Annotated in this window: 13 protein-coding genes and 1 pseudogene; 8 read left to right on the top strand and 6 right to left on the bottom strand. The window is 72.5% G+C overall.

All coding sequences use genetic code 11. The features are described 5' to 3' along the window. Positions 1-10: 10 nt before the first annotated feature. From ACFVH2_RS22780 to ACFVH2_RS22790, 3 genes are all read right to left on the bottom strand, one after another. Positions 11-583 carry an NADPH-dependent FMN reductase gene (locus ACFVH2_RS22780; RefSeq protein WP_378427593.1) on the bottom strand — a complete coding sequence of 191 codons (573 nt, stop codon included), beginning with the start codon at positions 581-583 and terminating at the stop codon, positions 11-13. A gap of 73 nt (positions 584-656) precedes the next feature. Further along, complete coding sequence (locus tag ACFVH2_RS22785) at positions 657-3,137, bottom strand: LuxR C-terminal-related transcriptional regulator (protein WP_378427595.1); 2,481 nt, start codon at positions 3,135-3,137, stop codon at positions 657-659. Positions 3,138-3,161: 24 nt separating this feature from the next. Then, on the bottom strand, positions 3,162-5,036 hold the full coding sequence (locus tag ACFVH2_RS22790; RefSeq protein WP_378427597.1) for an Hsp70 family protein: 1,875 nt from the start codon (positions 5,034-5,036) through the stop codon (positions 3,162-3,164). 291 nt (positions 5,037-5,327) lie between these two features. On the opposite strand from ACFVH2_RS22790, the gene ACFVH2_RS22795 reads away from it, so the two are divergent. The 3 genes from ACFVH2_RS22795 to ACFVH2_RS22805 all read left to right on the top strand — a co-directional run bounded on the left by ACFVH2_RS22795 (position 5,328) and on the right by ACFVH2_RS22805 (position 11,961). Continuing rightward, positions 5,328-8,534, top strand: coding sequence for an IniB N-terminal domain-containing protein (locus ACFVH2_RS22795; RefSeq protein ID WP_378427599.1), 3,207 nt, complete (start codon positions 5,328-5,330; stop codon positions 8,532-8,534). 164 nt (positions 8,535-8,698) lie between these two features. Then, positions 8,699-10,492 (top strand): dynamin family protein, encoded by a 1,794-nt coding sequence (locus ACFVH2_RS22800; protein ID WP_378427610.1) that lies wholly within the window; start codon positions 8,699-8,701, stop codon positions 10,490-10,492. Continuing rightward, on the top strand, positions 10,489-11,961 hold the full coding sequence (locus ACFVH2_RS22805; protein WP_378427601.1) for a dynamin family protein: 1,473 nt from the start codon (positions 10,489-10,491) through the stop codon (positions 11,959-11,961). Before ACFVH2_RS22800 ends, ACFVH2_RS22805 begins: the two co-directional genes overlap by 4 nt. Positions 11,962-12,072: 111 nt before the next feature. Here ACFVH2_RS22805 and ACFVH2_RS22810 read toward each other — a convergent pair whose 3' ends face one another. After that, positions 12,073-12,630, bottom strand: a complete 558-nt coding sequence (locus ACFVH2_RS22810) for a TetR/AcrR family transcriptional regulator (protein ID WP_378427603.1) — start codon at positions 12,628-12,630, stop codon at positions 12,073-12,075. A 61-nt stretch (positions 12,631-12,691) separates the two neighbouring features. Next, positions 12,692-13,315, bottom strand: coding sequence for a hypothetical protein (locus ACFVH2_RS22815; protein WP_378427605.1), 624 nt, complete (start codon positions 13,313-13,315; stop codon positions 12,692-12,694). Positions 13,316-13,602: 287 nt separating this feature from the next. Here ACFVH2_RS22815 and dnaK point away from each other — a divergent pair, with 287 nt between their 5' ends. The 4 genes from dnaK to ACFVH2_RS22835 are packed head-to-tail and all read left to right on the top strand — an operon-like array spanning position 13,603 to position 17,660. Further along, the gene (dnaK, locus tag ACFVH2_RS22820) at positions 13,603-15,444 is read left to right on the top strand and encodes a molecular chaperone DnaK (RefSeq protein ID WP_378427607.1); all 1,842 of its coding nucleotides are present in this window, start codon (positions 13,603-13,605) and stop codon (positions 15,442-15,444) included. Further along, positions 15,441-16,004: a nucleotide exchange factor GrpE gene (grpE, locus tag ACFVH2_RS22825; protein WP_378475727.1), complete on the top strand. Its 564-nt coding sequence runs from the start codon at positions 15,441-15,443 to the stop codon at positions 16,002-16,004. Before dnaK ends, grpE begins: the two co-directional genes overlap by 4 nt. Positions 16,005-16,038: 34 nt before the next feature. Further along, positions 16,039-17,226, top strand: coding sequence for a molecular chaperone DnaJ (gene dnaJ / locus ACFVH2_RS22830; protein ID WP_378428100.1), 1,188 nt, complete (start codon positions 16,039-16,041; stop codon positions 17,224-17,226). Between the two features lie 32 nt (positions 17,227-17,258). Beyond that, a complete protein-coding gene (locus ACFVH2_RS22835) occupies positions 17,259-17,660 on the top strand; it encodes a heat shock protein transcriptional repressor HspR (protein ID WP_378428102.1) in 402 nt (133 codons plus the stop codon). Between the two features lie 74 nt (positions 17,661-17,734). Here the strand turns inward: ACFVH2_RS22835 and ACFVH2_RS22840 are convergent, their stop codons facing one another. Continuing rightward, a complete protein-coding gene (locus ACFVH2_RS22840) occupies positions 17,735-18,226 on the bottom strand; it encodes a hypothetical protein (RefSeq protein WP_378428104.1) in 492 nt (163 codons plus the stop codon). Between the two features lie 322 nt (positions 18,227-18,548). Between ACFVH2_RS22840 and ACFVH2_RS22845 the strand changes: the two are divergent. Next, a pseudogene (locus ACFVH2_RS22845) lies at positions 18,549-19,178 on the top strand (response regulator); the annotation flags it as partial. Positions 19,179-19,336: the final 158 nt, after the last annotated feature.

Below are 19,336 nucleotides of genomic sequence, written 5' to 3' on the forward strand. Positions count from 1 at the left end.
GCAGCGACGTCTACGACGGCTTGGGGTTGACGCTGACGACCTTGCAGACGAACTCCTCGAACTTCTCCAGCCAGTCGGCGACGAAGGCCGCGGTGGTCTGGTCGGTGATCTCGCCGTCCTCGTTGATCAGGCCCTCGGTGAACTGGATGTACGCCTCGGGCTGCGCCAGTTCGGGGGAGTTGACGAACGACAGGATGCTGCGGAGGTGCTGCTGACCGACGGCGGTGCCGATCTTGCCGGGCGAGGTGCCGATGACGGCGGAGGGCTTGTGCGCGAACGAGTTCTGGCCCCATGGCCGCGAGCCCCAGTCGATGGCGTTCTTCAGCGCACCGGGAACCGAGCGGTTGTACTCGGGCGTGACGAAGATCAGCGCGTCGACCGCGGCGATCGCCTTCTTGAACGCCAGGCCCTCGGGCGGATAGTCGGCGTCGAAGTCGTGGTTGTAGAGCGGCAGGTTCCCGATCGGGATCTCCCTCAGCTTCAGGTTGCTCCCGGAGCTGAGTCGCAGCAACGCCTTTGCGAGCCTGCGATTGATCGAGACCTTCGAGAGACTACCGACGAACACGCCCACCTGGTACGACATCTTCGGCCACCTTCCCGGATCGGCCGACCCGGATCGAGAGCTGGGATTTCACCTTCGCCTGCGGCTACCGAGGCTACGCCCCGTGGCCCATCGCCCGCAGCATGGAGAGCATCTCCGCCCGCGACTGCGCCCCCAGTCGTCGACGGATCCGGGCGACGTGATGCTCGACCGTCTTCGCCGAGATGAACAGCCGGCCGCCGATGTCGCGGTAGGTCAGACCGGTCACCAGCAGTCGCGCCACGTCGGACTCGCGCTCGGTCAGCGCCGCGCCGATCGGGCGCTCGGCGGTCGGTTCGCCGGTCGATGCCGGAGTCGGGTTGGGGCGCAGTGACCGCGCGACCTGGAGCAGCGCGGTGGCGGTCGCGGTGTCGGCCACTCGCAGGGCGGCCTCGCTGGCAAGTCGGGCGCCGTCCCAGGGCAACCCGATCGCGCCGAGCGTGCACGCGGCCTGTTCGACCTGCGTGGCGTCGATCTCGCCCTGCAGTACCCGCAGCCAGGCGCGCCCCGCACGGGCGAGGCCCGCGGCGTAGGAGCTGGTCTCGGCCGCCGCGCCCAGTGCGGCGGCGTGCGGGAGCAGGTCCGCGGGTGCCTCGGTGAGGATCGCGGCCTGCACGCCGTACCAGTGCAGCGGCGAACCCCACAGCGTCGGCTCGCCGAGCCGGGTCAGCAGGTCCTCGGCCTGGTCGATCAGGTGCGCAAGGCGGTCGATCTCGCCCAGGCGGGCCGCGCCGAGCCAGAGTTCGCCGAGCGGCAGCAGACTGAACACGTCCACCGAGTGCTCGGCGATGACGCCCTGCGCCTGGTCCCACGACTGCCGCAAGGCCCCGATGTCGCCGGTGCGTCGGGCCAGGCCCACCCGCAGCGCGGCGGCGAACAGGCTGTCGCGGGGCCGCAGGTCCACCGTGGGTATCGAATCCACCTTCTGCGCAGCACATTCCAGATCGCCGTGCACCATCGAGACCCAGCCGAGCAGCAGCTCGTGCCTGATCCGGTCGACGCTGCCGTCGACGTCACCGTCGAGTGCGCGCTGCAGCACCGACTGGGCGTGGCCGAGTTCACCGCAGTGCAGGGCGGCCAACGCCGTGACGGCGGCCGCGCTGTCCGGGAGCAGTCGAGGCCGGGAGGCGTTGGCGGCCAGGGACAGTGCGCGCGAAAACGAGTTCAGAGCGATGGGCGTCGAGCCCGCCATCGATTCCCGCAGACCGGCCGCCAGCAGCGCATCGGCGGCGGTCGCCGAGGTCGGCGGCGCATCGGCGGCCGCGCCGGCCATCGTCGCCGCGGCGCCGGGACGACCGGCCGCGAGCAGCACCATCTCGGCGATCGACCGGTCGGTGCCCGCACGGTCGGCGCCGAGCCACTCGTAGAGGTCCGCGCTGCGGGCCAGCATGCCCTGACGCGCGGCCGTGCTCGCCGCGATCCGCACCGCCGCCGCGAGGTCCTCGGGGGAGGACTGCGCGGCCCGCTCGAGCAGGCCGTCGGCGAGCCGGGCCGCGGTCTCGACGTCGCCGCTGCGGCCCGCCGCCTCGGCTCGGCGCAGGGCGAGGGTCTCGGCGTTCCCGCCTGCCCACACCGCCTCCTCGTACAGCACGGCGGACAGTCGCGGCGCTGCCGAATCGGCTTGACTGCACAGGAATTCGGACAGATCGGGATGCGCGATGCCGGCCGAGGCGAAGGCTCGGGCCGCGGGCAGGTCGAGCGCGCCGAGGGACAGCTTGGTGTGCAGCGCGTCGACCTGCAGTCCGGCCAACCGCTGAGCGCCGAGCGTCGCCCGCAGCGGCTCGGCGACGGACACGAGCAGCGTGTCGGACGGCTGCAGCAGGCCACATCCGCGAGCGCGGTCCACGAGGTCGCGTCCGGCGGCCGGGTCGAGGGAGAGCTGACGGGCCAACTCGGCACCGTCCAGGCCCGCTCCGATCGCAGCGACGGCCAGCGCGGCGAGCAGATCGGCGTCGAACCCGGCGAGCGACTCGGCATGGCAGGACGCCACGGCCGACGCGATCGAACGTTCCATACCGGTCGTCGCCCCCGCGCGTGCGCCGCGGAGGGAGTCGAAGGCGGCGTCCACGCAGCGGGGGAGCCCGCCGGTGAGCCGGTGGATCAGGGTGGCCAGTTGAGCGGGAAGGGATGCTCCCAGCAGCATTTCGCCGCGCGCCGCGACCTCGCGCGGCGAGAGGTGGCCGAGCGTGACCGTGCCGTCCAGTGCCGCGACCAGCCCGCGTAGCGCGTCGTTGCCGGGCCGCGGTTCGGCGGCCACCACCAGGGTGAGGTCGGTCCGCGCCGCGAGGGCGGTGATCGCGCCCAGCGTCGCGGCCGGAAGCAGGTGTGCGTCGTCGATCACCACCGCGGAACCGGGCGCGGGTTCCCCGCCTGCGACCGTGGTGGCGACCGCCGAGGGGGCGGTCTCTCGGACGAGCGCGAGCAACGCAGACTTTCCGGTGCCCGACGCGCCGCGGACCAGTCGATGCGGATGGCCGCTGCGGACCGCGTCGAGCAGCGCCCGGGCAGCCGGGGACGCGGCCGAGGCGGGCGCAGGCGGCGCCAACTGTGACAACACTTTCGACTCCCTCACCCGCCGAACCTATTTCCCGGTACCGAGCACGCCGCCGAGCACGCCGCCGACGCCCTGGCCGACACCGCTCACGAGCCCGCCGACACCGTTCGCCACGCCGCCGACGCCCTGGCCGACGCCGTTCGCGACCGCACCGGCCCCGCCGACCACACCGTTCGCTATCCCGGCACCGCCGTCGCCCGAGGGCTGGGGGTTCGGTGCCGGAGCCGGGGCCGGAGCCGGCGCGGGTGCCGGAGCCGGCGCGGGTGCGGGCGCGGGCGCCGGGGCGGGTGCAGGTGCGGGGGCGGGCGCCGGAGCACCGGCCTGGGGGGCGGCGGCGGGTGCCGGCGCGGGTGCACCGGGCGTCGGGGCCGAACCTGCGGTGTTCCCGGCGGGGCGTGCCTGATTGCCTCCCGCCGCGGCCATCTGCGCCGCGGTCTCGGCGGTCCTCGTCGGATCGCCCGATCCGGCCACGGGCACGGCCGCCGGCGTTCCGTCCGGGTTCACGGTGGCGGAGATGCCAACCTGCGCAATCGGATTCGCAGTTCCGTGCTGGGTGGTGTCGGCCACCGGGGTGGTGCCGGTGCCGGTGGGTTCGAAGGCCCCGGTGCCGAGCGACAGGCCGCCCGCGGCGAGTAGTGCGATCGCGGCGGCCGCCGCCGTGACGATCGCCGCCTTCTTCGGGGTGCTCATCCCGCCGCCGAGCCGGCGTCGCTGGGACGGAGAAGCCGCCGCCGCTCGTGCGGAAACTGTGGCCGACGAGAACATTTCGGTGCGATCGTCGGCCGTCCCGTCCGCGCCGGCCAGGGTGGCGCCGAGCACGGCGAGCGCCGCCGTGTCCTCCTCGGGCGGAACGATCGCGGCCGCGCCGATCGCCGCGGCACCCCTCGCCGCGGTCCGGGCGGGATCGGAATCGGCAAGCACCGGCAGCCGCAGTTCAGCCGAAAGTAGTTCGGTGACAAGCGGAATGGCCGAGCTTCCGCCGGTCAGCAGCACCACGCCGACGTCCGAGAGTTCCAGTCCCGCGCTGCGCAGGGTCTCGCGGACCAGCTCGAGCGAGTCGGCGAGCGGCTCGCGGATCAGGTCCTCGAGCTCCTCGCGAACCAGGCGTACGTCGCTGCGGCAACCCGGCAGGTCGATCGCGATGACCGTCTCGGTGTCCGAGGACAGCGCCTCCTTCGCCTGCCGGCACCGCGCGCGCAGCTCGTCGAGGGCGGTCACCGCGGCCGGGTCGAGCGGATTCAGCTCACCGAGGTCGGCGGTCACGCCGTCGAGGACGTATCGCAGCGTGAGATGGTCGAACTCGGCGCCCGAGAAGTCCTCGGACCGCACCGCCTTCCCGAGGATCTCGATGTCCGCGCCGGGCCGGACCAGGGTGACGTCGAGCGAGTTGCCACCCAGGTCGTAGACGAGCACCGGGGCGTCGTCGAGGGACGGACGGGACCGCTGCAGCCACGCAACCGCGGCCTCCGGCTCGGTGACCAGCGCGACGTCGGGCAGGCCCACGCGGTCGAGCGCCTCCGCCAGCACGTCCGACTGGTAGCCCGACCAGGTGGCGGGATGCGCGACAACCACCGTCGGGGTCTCGGGCAGCTGACGGGAGACGGCGTCGACGAGGCTGAGCATCGCGTCCGCGACGAGTTCCTCGCCGGTGTGCGTCGACCCGTCGTCGGCGATCAGTGCCACCGGGTCCCCGACGCGCTGCGCGAAACCGGACACCAGGGCTCCCTGCGGGCCGGCGGTGCCGTCCGGGGTCGGCAGCCGAAGGGTCGCGGCGCCGCCGGCGGGCAACACCAGTGTCGAGGCGGTGGTGATCGCCGTGTCACGACCGCCGGACCGCTCGCCGCCGTCGGTGACTGCGACCGAGCTGGCCGAACCGACAGTGAGTCCGAGTCCTACCGACATCGTCATTCTCCCGTGCTCTCGGATGCGGTTGGTTGAGTACCGCTGATATGCCCAGTGTCGTGCGCAGCGACGGTTTCGTTACCGTTTGCGGCGACAAAATCGCAGATGAGGGGCATTTCCCCTATGTCCGGGGGATCCCCTATGTCGCCCTCCCCGCCGATGCCGTCGGCGATGGGGGGAGTTGACCCCGTTGGGCAAACGACGCCCGGTCCATAGCGTCGAAGGCAAGAATTTCGCTCGAGTTCGCTGCTTCACCGAACTTTCCGCTTCACCGAATTTCAGGAGACCGACATGCCCACCAACGCGCTGCTCGACTTCATCCTCAGCCTCCTGCGGGACGACGAGGCCCGCGCGCTGTACTGCAAGAACCCCGACGCGGTGCTCGCCGCGGCCGGCCTGGGCGACGTGTGCAGTGCCGACATCGCCGCGGTCGCCCCGCTGGTCGCCGAGTCCGGCATCTTCGCGGGTGGCGGCTCCGAACTGACCAGCATCCTCGGTGCCGGCCTCGGCACCGCCCTCGGCGGCGGCGCCGAAGGCGGTCTCGGCGGCGCTGTGGGTGGCGGTCTCGGCGGTGGCCTCGGTCTCGGTGGCGGTCTCGGCCTCGGTGCAGGCGCCGGGCTCGGACTCGGCGCGGCGGCCGGCGGAAGTCTCGGTGGCGGTGTCGACCTGTCCTCGGAGATCGGCGCGGCACTGAGCGCGGCCCTCCAGGCGGCCCTGCACATCGGCGGCGAGATCGGCGCGCAGCTCGGCGCCGCGCTCGGTGCGGCCCTGCAGACGTCGGTCGCGGGCGGTCTGGACCTGGGTGGCGCGCTCGGCCTCGGTGGCGGCATCAGCGCGGCCCTCGGCGGGGCGGTCGGGGTCGGCGGTCAGGTGGTCGCGGACCTCGGCGCCGCATTGAACGCGGCACTGGCGGGCGCCACCGACATCGATCTCGGTGCGCTGGTCGGGGCGACCGGCGGCCTGGATCTGAGCGCGGTGCTCGGTTCCGCCCTCGGCGTGGGCGGCGCGATCGGTGCGGATCTCGGTGCCGCGCTCGGTGGCGTGCTCGGTGCGGCAGTCGGTGTCGGCGGCAGCCTGGGCGGCGACCTGGCCGCGGCCCTCGGCGGGGGACTGGACCTCGGTGCCGGGCTCGGCGCCGCGTTGGGCGGTGCGCTCGGCCTCGGTGGCGGCCTGAGCACGGCGCTCGGCGGCGCACTCGATGCCGCGATCGGTGCGGGTGGCGGCCTCGGCGCGGAGCTGACCGGCCTGCTCGGTGGTGGCCTCGCCGGCGGGCTGGGCGGCGGGCTCGAGGCCGGCCTCGGCGGACTGGTCGACCTGGCGGGTGGGCTCGGTGGCGATCTGAGCGGCGCGCTCGGCGGCGGTCTCGGTGGTGACCTGAGTGCGGTCCTGAGCAGCGCGCTCGGTGGCGTGCTCGGGGCGGGCGGCGCGATCGGCACCGACCTGGGCGGCGCGCTCGGTGGCGTGCTCGGCGGCCTGGTTGACGCGGGTGCGGGCCTGGATCTCGGCGGGGCCCTCGGACTCGGTGGCGCGCTCGCGGGTGCGCTCGGTGGCGGCCTCGGACTCGACACCGCCCTCACCACGGACCTCGGTGCTGCGCTCAACGCCGCGCTCAACGTGGGCGGACTGACGAACATCGGTGGTGATCTGACGGGGGCGCTGGGTGGCGTGCTCGGCGGCGACCTGGCCGGCGCACTCGGTGGCGACCTGAGCGCGGCGTTGAGCGGTGCGCTCGGTGGCGCGCTCGGGGCGGGCGGGGCCATCGGCACCGACCTCGGCGGTGCGCTCGGCGGGGTCCTGGGGACGGCGCTCGGCGCGCAAGGCGGCCTCGGCGGCGCGCTCGACGCGGCCCTGGGCGGCGGCGCCGACCTCGGTGGCGCGTTGAGCAGTGTGCTCGGCGGCGCTCTCGGCCTGGACGGTGGACTGGCCGGCAGCCTCGGCACTGCGCTTGGCGGCGCCCTCGGCGCGGGCGGATTGACCGGACTCGACCTGGGTGGCCTGCTCGGCGGCGGCCTGGACGCCGGACTCGGCGGTGACCTCGGTGCCGCCCTGAGCGCCGTGCTCGGCGCGGGCGGCGGGGCGGACCTCGGCGCGGCCCTCGGCACCGCGCTCGACGGTGTCGTCGGCGGCGGCCTCGACCTCGGCGCGCTGGCAGGCGCGGAGGGTGGCCTCGGCGGTGCGATCAGCTCCGTGCTCGGCGGTGCGCTGGGCGTCGACGGCGGCCTGACCTCCGATCTCGGAGCGGCGCTCAACGGCGCACTGAACGTCTCGGACCTCGACCTCGCGGCCGGGACCGGGCTCGGGGGCGCGCTCCAGAGTGCCTTCGGGGTCGGCGGCGAGATCGGCTCCAATCTCGGCGCCGCGCTCGGAGGGGTGCTCGGCGCCGGTTTGGGTGGCGATCTCGCCGCAGACCTCGGCGCGGGCGCCGGGGCGAGCGCCGGTCTCGACCTGGGCACCGCACTCAGCGGGGCGCTCGGCGCCACCGGCGGAGCCGGCGCGTCCCTGAGCACGGCCCTCGACTCCGTCCTCGGTGCGGGCGGAGCGGCCACCGGCGGGCTGGGCGGACTGCTCGGCGCCGGCGGCTCTGCGACCGCGGGACTGGGCGGACTGGTCGACGCGGGCACCGGCCTGGCGGGCGGGCTCGACACCGCACTCGGCGGGGTGATCGGCGCCGGCGGTGGTACGGCCGCGGATCTCAACTCGGCCCTCAACGGCGCCGCGAACGGTGCCATCGACACCACGGCCGGCCTCGGCGAGGGTCTGACCGCGGGGCTCAGCGGTGGTCTCGGCGGGCTGATCAACGCCGGAACCGGGCTCGGCACCGACGTGACCGGGGCGCTGCACACCGCGACGGACGCCGGGGCGGGCCTGACCGGCGCGGTATCCGGCGTCACGGATGCGGGGGCGGGCCTGACCGGCGCCGTCTCCGGACTGGCGGGTGCGGGGGCCGGCCTGACCGGCGCGGTCTCCGGCCTCGCCGACGCCGGAGCCGGCCTGACCTCCGGCCTGGATGCGGCCGCGAACCTCGGTAGCCACCTCGGCGCCACGGTCGGTGGCGCGGCCGGGGCCGCGGGTGCCGCCGGCGGCGCGGTCACCGGCTCCGGCACCGCCTCCGGTTCTGGCACGGCAACGGGCTCCGGTACCGCGTCCGGCGGCGCGGACGGCTCGGCGACGACGGGCGGGCACGCCGGCGGCGACCTGGTCGGCGGCCTCACCTCGGGCCTGCAGACGGCGGTCGGCGGCGTGACCGACGTGATCGGTTCCGGCGTCGGGCACGCGTCCGGTGCGGCGGCGGGCGGCGGCAACGCCTGGTCCTCCGTCGACGCCTCGCACGCCTTCGGCAACGAGACCACCGCGACCCACGAGTCCGACACCGGGTTGTTCTCCAACGGCATCGGCGGCGTCACGGGCGGCCTGTTCGGCGAGCACCACGATGCGGCGGCCGCCGAGACCCACACCGGTGGCGACACCACCGCGCACGTGGATCCGATGCACCACTGATTCGTAGCTGTAACGGAAACGGCCCCGCACACGCTATTCGTGTGCGGGGCCGGTCTTCGCGGAGAGAAATGTGGGTCGGGTTCATGGACAACGCATCGGGAGCGGTCGGCACGCCTGCGGCGGGCGCCGCGGCCAGGTCGACGGCGACGGCAGAGCTGGTCGCGATGCTCGACGGCACCGCCGAGATCGCGCGGGCCGCGGGCCGCGGTGATCTGGTCGCGAGGCTGGACGGCGCGACCAGTCGAGTGCTCGATCCGCGGATGCGGATCGTCGTGGTCGGCCCGCTCAAGCAGGGCAAGAGCCAACTGGTGAACTCGCTGCTCAACCTGAACATCTGCACCGTCGGCGACGACGAGACCACCGCCGTCCCGACGGTCGTGCAGCACGCGGAGACGGCGTCCGCGGAACTGGTGCTCGCCGAGCCCGGCGCGGAGCCGGTGCGGGTGGCCTTCCCGCTGGACCAACTCGACCGGCTCACGCCCTCCACGCCGCTCGCCGCCGGGCGTGAGGTGCTGCGGGTGGAGGTCGGCGTGCCGAGCCCGTTGCTGGCGGACGGGCTCGTCCTGGTCGACACTCCGGGCGTGGGCGGGCACGGAAACCCGCACGCGGCAGCCACTCTCGGGTTGCTGCCCGCCGCGGACGCGGTGTTCGTGCTGTCCGACGCGAGCCAGGAGTTCACCGAACCCGAACTCGCCTTCGTTCGGCAGGTGCTCGGCCTGTGCCCCACGGTGGCCTGCCTGATCAGCAAGACCGACCTCTACCCGCACTGGCGTGAGATCGTCGAGGCCGATCGCGGCCACCTGGCCAAGGCCGGGCTGAGTGTGCCGCTCATCCCGGTGTCGTCGGCGCTGCGCTCGCACGCGCTGCGGCTGCAGGACGCCGAACTCAACGCCGAGTCCGGATTCACCGCGCTCTACGACTTCCTGCGCGAGCAGGTGGTCGCGCGCGGGGACGTGACCACTCGGCGCGCGGTCGCGCTGGACGTGCACTCGGTCTCCGAACATCTGACCCTCGCGCTGGGCAGCGAACTCGCGGCGCTGCGCGACCCCGAGAAGGGCGCCGCGGCCGTCGCCGAGTTGCAGCGGGCCAAGGTGGCCGCCGAGGAGCTGCACAAGCGCACCTCGCTCTGGCAGCAGACCCTCTCCGACGGCGTCACCGACCTCGCCGCCGACATCGACCACGACCTGCGGGACCGGCTGCGCCGGGTCACCCGGGAAGCCGAGGAGACCGTCGACGAGGGCGACCCGGGCAAGGACTGGGCGCAGCTCGGGGAGTGGCTCGAGGAGCAGGTCGCGACGTCGATCGGCGACAACTTCGTCTGGGCGCACGACCGATCGGTGTGGCTGGCGGAGGTGGTGGCCGAGCACTTCGCCGAGTCCGGTGCGGTGGACCTGCCGCACCTGGACGTGGCCGACCTCGACGGCGTGCTCGAGCCGGTGGCGTCGCTCGCCGACCTCGAGTCCGGTCGGATCGGGATCACTCAGAAGGTGCTCGTCGGTATGCGCGGGTCGTACGGCGGCGTCCTGATGTTCGGCCTGATCACCACCATGATGGGCATGGTGCTGGTGAACCCGATCTCGGTGGGTGCGGGCCTGCTGCTCGGGACCAAGGCCTACCGGGAGGACCGGGAGGCGCGAATCCTCAAGCGGCGCAGTGAGGCCAAGATGGCCATCCGCCGCTTCGTCGACGACGTCAGCTTCCAGATCAACAAGGAGTCCAAGGACCGGCTGCGGCTGATCCAGCGGATGCTGCGGGACCACTTCACCGCCATCGCCGAGCAGACGCTGCGCTCGCTGAACGACTCGCTGCGCGCCGCGCAGGACGCCGCGAATCTCGCGGCCACCGAGCGGTCCCAGCGGGCCGCCGTGATCGAGGACCAGATGCGCATCCTTGCCGAGCTGAAAGATGCTGCCGGGCAGATGCTTCCGGCCGTATCCGGGGACGGTGCGACGGCATGAGCGTGGGTGCACTCGGGCAGGCGCGCGAGCTGATCGGGGCCGCACGGGGGCTGTACTCGTCGGACCTCGGGGTGCGGGCACAGTTGGACGGCTGTGCCGAGCGGCTGGAGGAGCCGCTGCGCGTCGCCCTCGCCGGGTCGTTGAAGGCGGGCAAGTCGACATTGCTCAATTCGCTTGTCGGACAGGATATCGCTCCGACCGATGCGACCGAGTGCACCCGGGTGGTGACCTGGTACCGCAGCGGCAGTACGCCGACGGTGACGGCCTGGTACGACGGCGGACGCACGGCCAACGTGCCGGTCCAGCGCCGCGAGGGCAGTCTCAGTTTCGATCTCGGCGGGCTCACCGCGTCGGAGGTGGACCGGCTCGAGGTGGAGTGGCCGGCCCGGGCTTTGCAGCACACCACGATCATCGACACGCCGGGCACCTCCTCGCTCTCGCGGGACGTCTCGGCGCGAACCCTGCGGATGCTCACGCCGGAGGGGTCCGCGTCCGGCGCGGACGCCGTCGTCTATCTGCTGCGCACGCTGAACGCGAGTGACGTGCAGTTCCTCGGCCAGATCGGTTCGCACGTTGGCGGCGAGTCCGGACCGCTCGGCGTGGTCGGCGTGGTCTCCCGGGCCGACGAGGTGGGCGCGGGCCGGCTCGACGCGATGATGTCGGCGAAGGAGGTCGCGTCCCGCCTCGCCGCGGAACTCGAGCTCACCGGGCTGTGCCAGGCGGTGGTCCCGGTGGCGGGACTGCTGGCGCTCGGCGCACGCACGTTGCGCCAGAGCGAGTACGCCGCGTTCCGGGCGCTTGCCGACGTGCCCGCCGACGACCTGCAGCTCGCGATGCTCTCCGCGGACCGGTTCGCCCGGCCGGACAGTCCGCTGCCCGTCGACGCACACACCCGCATGCAGCTCGCACACCGCTTCGGGCTCTTCGGCATCCGGCTCGCCGTCGCGCTGATCAAGCTCGGCGCGCCCGATTCACCCACGCTTGCAGCCGAACTGGTCGAGCGCAGCGGTCTCGACGAGTTGCGTCAGGTGATCGACGTGCAGTTCGGCCAGCGGGCGGACCAGCTCAAGGCGCACTCGGCGCTGTTGGCGCTCGAGCGGGTGCTGGCCGTCGATTCCGGTTCGGAGGCGCGGCGACTGCTGGTCGCGACGAAGCGACTGCTCTCGGATGTGCACGGATTTCAGGAGATTCGGCTCCTCGGCCGGTTGCGGTCGACTCCGGTCGCGCTGTCCGACGAGGACGCCGCGCGGCTGCAGCGGCTGATCGGAGGGTTCGGCATCGCCCACTCCGAGCGGCTCGGACTCGATCCCGACGCGGGTGTCGCCGAGCGGCGCGACGCGGCGCTCACCGCGGTCCGCGCCTGGCGGGCCTGGGCCGAGCATCCCCTGGTGGACCGCTTCACCTCCCGTGCCTGCACGGTCGCCGCGCGCAGCGCCGAGGGCGTGCTGGCGGAGCTGGCCGCCCGCTGACCGTCCGGTCGCGATCACACGGCTGTTGCCGGGAGCACACACGTCGTGCCCGGCCAGAACCGGTGTGCCGTCGCCACCGGGTGTGTGCCGCGGCGGAGGAGTTGCCGGGCGCTATTCGAAGGCCGGTGCCACGAAGCGTTCGACGAGCTGTCGTTCGGCGGCGGCGTCCGGCATCGGCCAGGTGAGCAGGGCCAGCACGACCCGCACCGTCCACTGCGCGGCGGTGTCCGTCGGCGCGAGGCCGGTGAGCCCGGCGGCGATGTTGCCGAGCCGGGGTGAGGACGCGAGATAGTCGTCGACGCTGCGCGTGCGTGAACCGGCGAACCAGGTGTGCAGGGCCGGGTTGGCGCGCACGGCGCGGACGGACGTCAGGATCGCCTCGACGATCCGTTCCGACCCGTCCAGGGATGCGGTCGCCTCGGACACCTCCGCGGCGACCGCCGCCGCGGCCCTGGTGATCACGCCGTCGAGGATCGCGTCCCTGCCGCCGACGTAGCGGTAGAGGGTCGCGCGTGAGCACCCGGCGCGGGCCGCGACGTCCTCGACCGTGACGGCCTCGAAGCCGCGCTCGTCCAGCAGTTCCGCTGCCGCCGCGTAGATGCGTTCGGTCGCGGCGTCCCGGCGGCTGCCACCGGTCAGCCAGTCGACCCGTTCGACGGCACCGCCCATGTCTTCCCCGATTCTCGTCGACCCAACATGTCTCACTTTGAGACATACATGGGGAGGTTGTCTACCTCCGTGGCGCTCGCAGCCAGGTCCCGACGGCGGGCGCGAAAAGCGTTGCGGTGCCGACCAGTACGAGTCCGGCGTAGACGAGCGGCGCCCACTGCAGGACGCCTCCGGTCGCGGAGGCGGCGTCCGCGAGCAGTGACCAGAACGCGACCGCCGCGCCCGCGGACAGCACCCCGACCACCGCGAGCGCGATCCGGGCACCGGCATGGCGCGCCCGCAGCAACTGCAGGCAGATCAACGCGGCGACCAGCAGGATCGCCGCGACGCCCGCGCTGACGAGCAACGTCAGCGAAACCGCGTCGCTGATGTCCCGATGCGAGGTGGTGGGGCTCTGTTGCGCGAGGGCGGTCTCGAGGGCCGTCCGCACCGCGGTCAGGTCGAGGGCGGTGGCCGCCGCGATCCCGAACAGGACGGCGAAGGAGGCGACCCACGCCCACCGTGCCAACGACATCGTGCGCGGTGGGGTGTCGTCGGCGGCCGGGTGCCGCGGCTCGACGCGGAACTCGGGCCGCGGCGGGGGCGGTCGGTGCGCGGGCGGACCCGGCGCGACGGCGTGACCCGCCTCGGCCCCGGCCGCGACGGCGTCGTCCGGTTCGGGCTGCTCGGCGCCTGAGTTCTGCACGTCCGCATCGTATCGGCCGGGCCTGCACCGCCAGGGGCCTCGCCCGGGACGGATCGGCGGCGAACTGTGTGCCGCGCCACCCGTGGGAACAAATCCCGGACGGTCCCCGTTGAGCCTCTCGACAGCCTTGAGTGTGGTCGACTCAAGTTTGGCTTGACTCCCGAATTGGGGGCGTGCAAACTTGAGCCTGTGCCACTCACTTAGGGTGAGGAAGCGAGAAACATCCAGCACATCGAGTTCCGGCCGATCCGTGGCCGGGCGTGCTGCAACACGTAGGAGGAATCACTATGGCTCGTGCGGTCGGTATCGACCTCGGGACCACCAACTCGGTCGTGGCAGTGCTCGAAGGCGGCGAGCCCGTAGTGGTCGCCAACTCCGAGGGCTCGCGCACCACCCCGTCGATCGTCGCCTTCGCCAAGAACGGCGAGGTGCTGGTCGGCCAGCCCGCGAAGAACCAGGCGGTGACGAACGTCGACCGCACCATCCGCTCCGTCAAGCGTCATGTCGGCACGGACTGGAACGTCGAGATCGACGGCAAGAAGTACACCTCGCAGGAGATCAGCGCGCGCACGCTCATGAAGCTCAAGCGCGACGCGGAGGCCTACCTCGGTGAGGAGATCACCGACGCCGTCATCACCGTTCCCGCCTACTTCGAGGACGCGCAGCGTCAGGCCACCAAGGAAGCCGGTCAGATCGCCGGCCTCAACGTCCTGCGCATCGTCAACGAGCCCACCGCGGCCGCGCTGGCGTACGGCCTGGACAAGGGTGAGAAGGAACAGACCATCCTGGTCTTCGACCTCGGCGGCGGCACCTTCGACGTGTCCCTGCTCGAGATCGGCGACGGCGTCGTCGAGGTCCGCGCGACCTCCGGCGACAACCACCTCGGCGGCGACGACTGGGACGAGCGCATCGTCAACTGGCTCGTCGACAAGTTCAAGGCGTCCAGCGGCATCGACCTGACCAAGGACAAGATGGCCCTGCAGCGTCTGCGCGAGGCCGCCGAGAAGGCCAAGATCGAGCTGTCCTCGTCGCAGAGCACCTCGATCAACCTGCCGTACATCACGGTGGACGCCGACAAGAACCCGCTGTTCCTCGACGAGCAGCTGACCCGCGCCGAGTTCCAGAAGATCACCTCCGATCTGCTCGACCGCACCCGCGCGCCGTTCCAGGCCGTCATCAAGGACAGCGGCATCTCGGTCAAGGACATCGACAACGTCGTGCTCGTCGGTGGTTCCACCCGCATGCCCGCAGTCTCGGACCTGGTCCGCGAGCTGACCGGCGGCCGTGAGCCCAACAAGGGCGTGAACCCGGACGAGGTCGTCGCCGTCGGCGCCGCCCTGCAGGCCGGCGTCCTCAAGGGCGAGGTCAAGGACGTGCTGCTGCTCGACGTCACCCCGCTGTCCCTCGGCATCGAGACCAAGGGTGGCGTGATGACCAAGCTCATCGAGCGCAACACCACCATCCCGACCAAGCGCTCGGAGACCTTCACCACGGCCGACGACAACCAGCCGTCCGTGCAGATCCAGGTGTTCCAGGGTGAGCGCGAGATCGCCTCGCACAACAAGCTCCTCGGCTCCTTCGAGCTGGCGGGCATCCCGCCGGCCCCGCGCGGCGTGCCGCAGATCGAGGTCACCTTCGACATCGACGCCAACGGCATCGTGCACGTGACCGCGAAGGACAAGGGCACCGGCAAGGAGAACACGATCAAGATCCAGGACGGCTCCGGCCTGTCCAAGGAGGAGATCGAGCGGATGGTCAAGGACGCCGAGGCGCACGCCGAGGAGGACAAGGCCCGCCGCGAGGAGGCCGAGGTGCGCAACCAGGCCGAGTCGCTGGTGCACCAGACCGAGAAGTTCGTCAAGGACAACGAGGACAAGGTTCCCGCCGACGTCAAGACGAAGGTCGAGGCCGCCATCGCGGAGGCCAACACGGCCCTCGCCGGCACCGACATCGCCGCGGTGAAGTCGGCCGTCGAGAAGCTCGCCACCGAGTCGCAGTCGCTCGGCCAGGCGATCTACGACGCCCAGGCCGCCGAGTCCGCCGCCGGTGACGGTGCGGGCCCGAGCCAGGGTGACGACGTCGTCGACGCCGAGGTCGTGGACGAGCCGGCCGACCAGGACAAGAAGTGACCGCGGAGAACCCCGACCGCGAACCGGCCGAGGCGCCCGCCGCCGACGCCGACACCACCCCGGCCGCCGCTGACGCGGCGGCCGGGGCCGCGGCCGAGATCGAGGTCGACGAGCTCGCCAAGGCCATCGTGGAGCGCGACCAGGCGGTCAAGGACCTGGGCTACGCGAAGGCCGATCACGCCAACGACCTGCGCAAGTTCAAGATCCGGCAGGCCGAGGCGGTCGAGAACACCAAGGTCGCGATCGTCACCAAGTTCCTCGACGTCGCGGACGACCTGGACCGGGCCCGCGCCCACGGCGACCTCGAAACGGGTCCGCTGAAGGCGTTGTCGGACAAGCTTTCCAGCGTGTTCGAGGGCATCGGGCTGGTCGCGTTCGGCGAGGAGGGCGACGAGTTCGCCCCGGATCTGCACGAGGCCGTGCAGATGGAAGGCGACGGACACCACCCGGTGCTCGGCACCGTCCTGCGCAAGGGATATCGGCTCGGGGATCGGGTGCTGCGGCACGCGATGGTCACGGTGACCGACGGCGAGCCTGCGCCGTCGGAGTCCGAGCAGTAGGTACACAGGAAACAACGAGAGGAGGAGACGCCCGGTGAGCCAACGGGAGTGGATCGAGAAGGACTTCTACAAGGACCTGGGCGTCTCCTCCGACGCCTCGGCCGACGAGATCAAGAAGGCGTACCGCAAGCTGGCTCGGGACCTGCATCCCGACGCCAACCCCGGCGACACCGCCGCCGAGGAGCGCTTCAAGGCCGTGAGCGAGGCGAACGCCGTGCTCTCGGACCCGGCCAAGCGCAAGGAGTACGATGAGGCACGGCGACTGTTCGCCAGTGGCGGCTTCGGCCGCGGCGGCTTCCCGCCGGGAGCCGAATATTCCACCGGTGGTGGCGGATTCGGCGGCGCCGAGTTCAACATCGGCGACCTGTTCGGCGGTGCGGGCGGCGCGGCCGAGGGCGGTATCGGCGACCTGTTCGGTGGCCTCTTCGGCGGCGGCCGGGGCGGTCGCACCGCCACCGCGTCCCGTCCGCAGCGCGGCAAGGACGTCGAGGCCGAGACCACCCTCCCGTTCCGCGAGGCGGCGACGGGCGTGACGGTGCCGTTGCGCCTGACCAGTCCGGCGTCGTGCACCACCTGTCACGGCAGTGGCGCGAAGCCGGGCACCAGCCCGCGGGTGTGCCCGCGCTGCAACGGCTCCGGAATCGTCAGCCGCAACCAGGGCGCGTTCGGGTTCAGTGAACCCTGTGACGACTGCCGGGGCACCGGCTCGATCATCGACGACCCCTGTGTGGACTGCCACGGCACCGGCGTGCAGAACCGCACCCGCAGCATCACCGTCCGGATTCCGCCCGGGGTGAGCGACGGACAGAAGATCCGGCTCGCCGGGCAGGGCGAGGCCGGATTGCGGGGCGCGCCGTCGGGCGACCTGTACGTCACCGTTCACGTCAAGTCGGACAAGGTGTTCGGCCGCAACGGCGACGACCTCACCGTCATCGTCCCGGTCAGCTTCGGCGAGCTGGTGCTCGGGACCACGCTGTCGGTGCCGACGCTCGAGGGTCGCGTCGGTGTCAAGGTGCCGCCGGGCACCGTGGACGGCCGCATCCTGCGCGTGCGCGGGCGCGGCGTCCCCAAGCGCGGTGGCGGCGCGGGTGATCTGTTGGTGACCGTGAAGATCGCGGTGCCGCAGAACCTGAACGACGATGCGAACGCGGCCCTGCACGCCTATCTGGATGCGGAGAAGGCCAGCGGATTCAATCCCCGAGAGGGATGGGCGGGCGCCTGATGCCCGCTCAGTCGATTCGACGGAGGTGAGCCATGTCGGAACAAATGAATCGGGATACCCCACCGGACCCCGACGCGCAGGTGTTCGTCATCTCCGTGGCGGCCGAGCTGGCCGGCATGCACGCGCAGACACTGCGTAACTACGACCGGCTGGGGCTGGTCACCCCGCACCGCACCACCGGTGGCGGCCGGCGGTACTCGCCGCGGGACGTCGCACTGCTGCGCGAGGTGCAGCGCCTGTCCCAGGACGAGGGCGTCAACCTGGCCGGGATCAAGCGCATCATCGAGCTCACCAACCAGGTGGAGGGCCTGCAGCGGCGGGTCGCCGAAATGGCCCAGGAGATAGCGCAACTCGGTGCCGGCTACCGGCGTGACCTGGTCCCGCTGCCACGCAACAACGCGCTCGTCGTGTGGAAGCCGCGGCACCAGCGCTAGACGCCTCTTGTTCCCGAATGGCTCATTCGGTCGGTTCAACCGACCGGATGAGCCATTCGGGCATTCGGGCCGGGTCAGCTGGAGCCGAACAGGGGCCGCGGGCCGACGGTGTAACCGGCGTTCAGGTACGGGAACCCCGTGTCCATGTGGCTGTCGAGGCGGTAGCTTCCGGCGGCCTGGCCCTCGAGCCTGGTGCCGTTCAGATCGCCGCCGTTGTAGCCGTAGTTGTTCGCCAGGAAGACCGCATCCCCGCCCGGCAGCGAATACGCGACGTCGACGCCGATGCCACCCGGATCGTTGCCCCCGGCGGTGACGATCGACTGCGAGTGCGGCGGGATGATCGCCTGCGGACCGTTGATCCACTGCCCGTACGGATTGGCCGACCCCCGCAGGATCATCGGGTCGTTCGTGCTGTTGGTGATCGTCATCGCGACGGTCGGACCGGTCGCGGGCAGGGTGCCCGCGTTCGCGATTCCGGTGGAGGCGACCGTGGTGCCGACGGCGGCGAGCCCGGCCAGCGGGAGGACGGCGTAACGGGCGAGGCGGTGGGACGGGGTGATGATCATGGCGAACTCTCCTGCGGTGGTGTCGATCTGGATGGGCTTGCGGACTGTGAAGGGACCGCCACGCACGCCGGGCGCATGACGGCCCCCTCGGGCCGTGAAGTCGTGGTGTCCGGGCGGTCAGGGTGTCGAAGAGGTTCCGTCCTGGTGGCCGCTCGAGGTGATGAGACAACTATCCGTCCCGGGACCGGTCGAGTCTGTCCACCGACCGGGCTCCGGGCCGGATGAATTCGGTGTCCCCCGATCGGGGGAGCGGGCACCGGTCTCGCCGGGCGCATCCGACGAATCGCCTGTTCACGGGTGTGCCCGCGTGAGAAGCTGAGGCATGGCCGGTCTCGGGTCCGGGGGAACGAACGTCGAGAAGGTTCGGGTTGTCGTCGGCGACGATCACCCGATGTTCCGCGACGGTGTGGTCCGCGCGCTGGTCGGGAGCGGACTGGTCGAGGTGGTCGGCGAGGCCGACGACGGCGCCGCGGCGCTGGCGCTCATCCGCGAGCACCGCCCACAGGTGGCCCTGCTCGACTATCGGATGCCGAACCTGGACGGCACCCAGGTCGCGGCCGCGGTCCGCCGTGACGATCTCGACACCCGGGTGCTGCTGTTGTCCGCCCACGACGACGCCGCGATCGTGTACCTGGCCCTGCAGGAGGGGGCGGCCGGCTTCCTCCCCAAGGAGTCGACCCGCGCGGACATCGTCGCCGCCGTGCTGGACTGCGCGCGCGGCCGTGACGTGCTGCCCGCGGACCTGGCCGCCGGGCTGGCGGGGGAGGTGCGGCGGCGCGCCGAACCCACCGGCCCGGCGCTCAGCACCCGCGAGCGGGAGGTGCTCGGGCACATCGCACGAGGGCTGAGCATCCCGGCCATCGCCGGTGAGCTGTATCTCGCGCCGTCCACGGTCAAGACCCACGTCCAGCGGCTGTACGAGAAGCTCGGCGTGGGGGGGGCCCCCGCCGCCGGGCGCCCGGGGCGGGGCCCCCGGCCGGGGGGGGGGGGGGGGGTTTTTTTGGTCGGCGCGGCGGGGCGCGACAGGACACGCGAGGGGGCTGGGGGGGGGCGGGGCGGCGCGGGGGGGACGCGGCGGCGCCCCCCCCCCCGCCCCGCCAGGGGGGCGGG

It is taken from the genome of Rhodococcus sp. NPDC127527, assembly GCF_042672245.1.
Taxonomy (GTDB): domain Bacteria; phylum Actinomycetota; class Actinomycetes; order Mycobacteriales; family Mycobacteriaceae; genus Rhodococcus_G.

Bases quoted from the DNA above. Each gene is read 5' to 3' on its own strand.
- ACFVH2_RS22835 (WP_378428102.1), top strand. From the start codon at position 17,259: ATGTCGGAACAAATGAATCGGGATACCCCACCGGACCCCGACGCGCAG.
- ACFVH2_RS22805 (WP_378427601.1), top strand. From the start codon at position 10,489: ATGAGCGTGGGTGCACTCGGGCAGGCGCGCGAGCTGATCGGGGCCGCA.
- ACFVH2_RS22780 (WP_378427593.1), bottom strand. From the start codon at position 583: ATGTCGTACCAGGTGGGCGTGTTCGTCGGTAGTCTCTCGAAGGTCTCG.
- ACFVH2_RS22810 (WP_378427603.1), bottom strand. From the start codon at position 12,630: ATGGGCGGTGCCGTCGAACGGGTCGACTGGCTGACCGGTGGCAGCCGC.
- ACFVH2_RS22795 (WP_378427599.1), top strand. From the start codon at position 5,328: ATGCCCACCAACGCGCTGCTCGACTTCATCCTCAGCCTCCTGCGGGAC.
- dnaK (WP_378427607.1), top strand. From the start codon at position 13,603: ATGGCTCGTGCGGTCGGTATCGACCTCGGGACCACCAACTCGGTCGTG.
- ACFVH2_RS22800 (WP_378427610.1), top strand. From the start codon at position 8,699: ATGCTCGACGGCACCGCCGAGATCGCGCGGGCCGCGGGCCGCGGTGAT.
- ACFVH2_RS22790 (WP_378427597.1), bottom strand. From the start codon at position 5,036: ATGTCGGTAGGACTCGGACTCACTGTCGGTTCGGCCAGCTCGGTCGCA.
- ACFVH2_RS22840 (WP_378428104.1), bottom strand. From the start codon at position 18,226: ATGATCATCACCCCGTCCCACCGCCTCGCCCGTTACGCCGTCCTCCCG.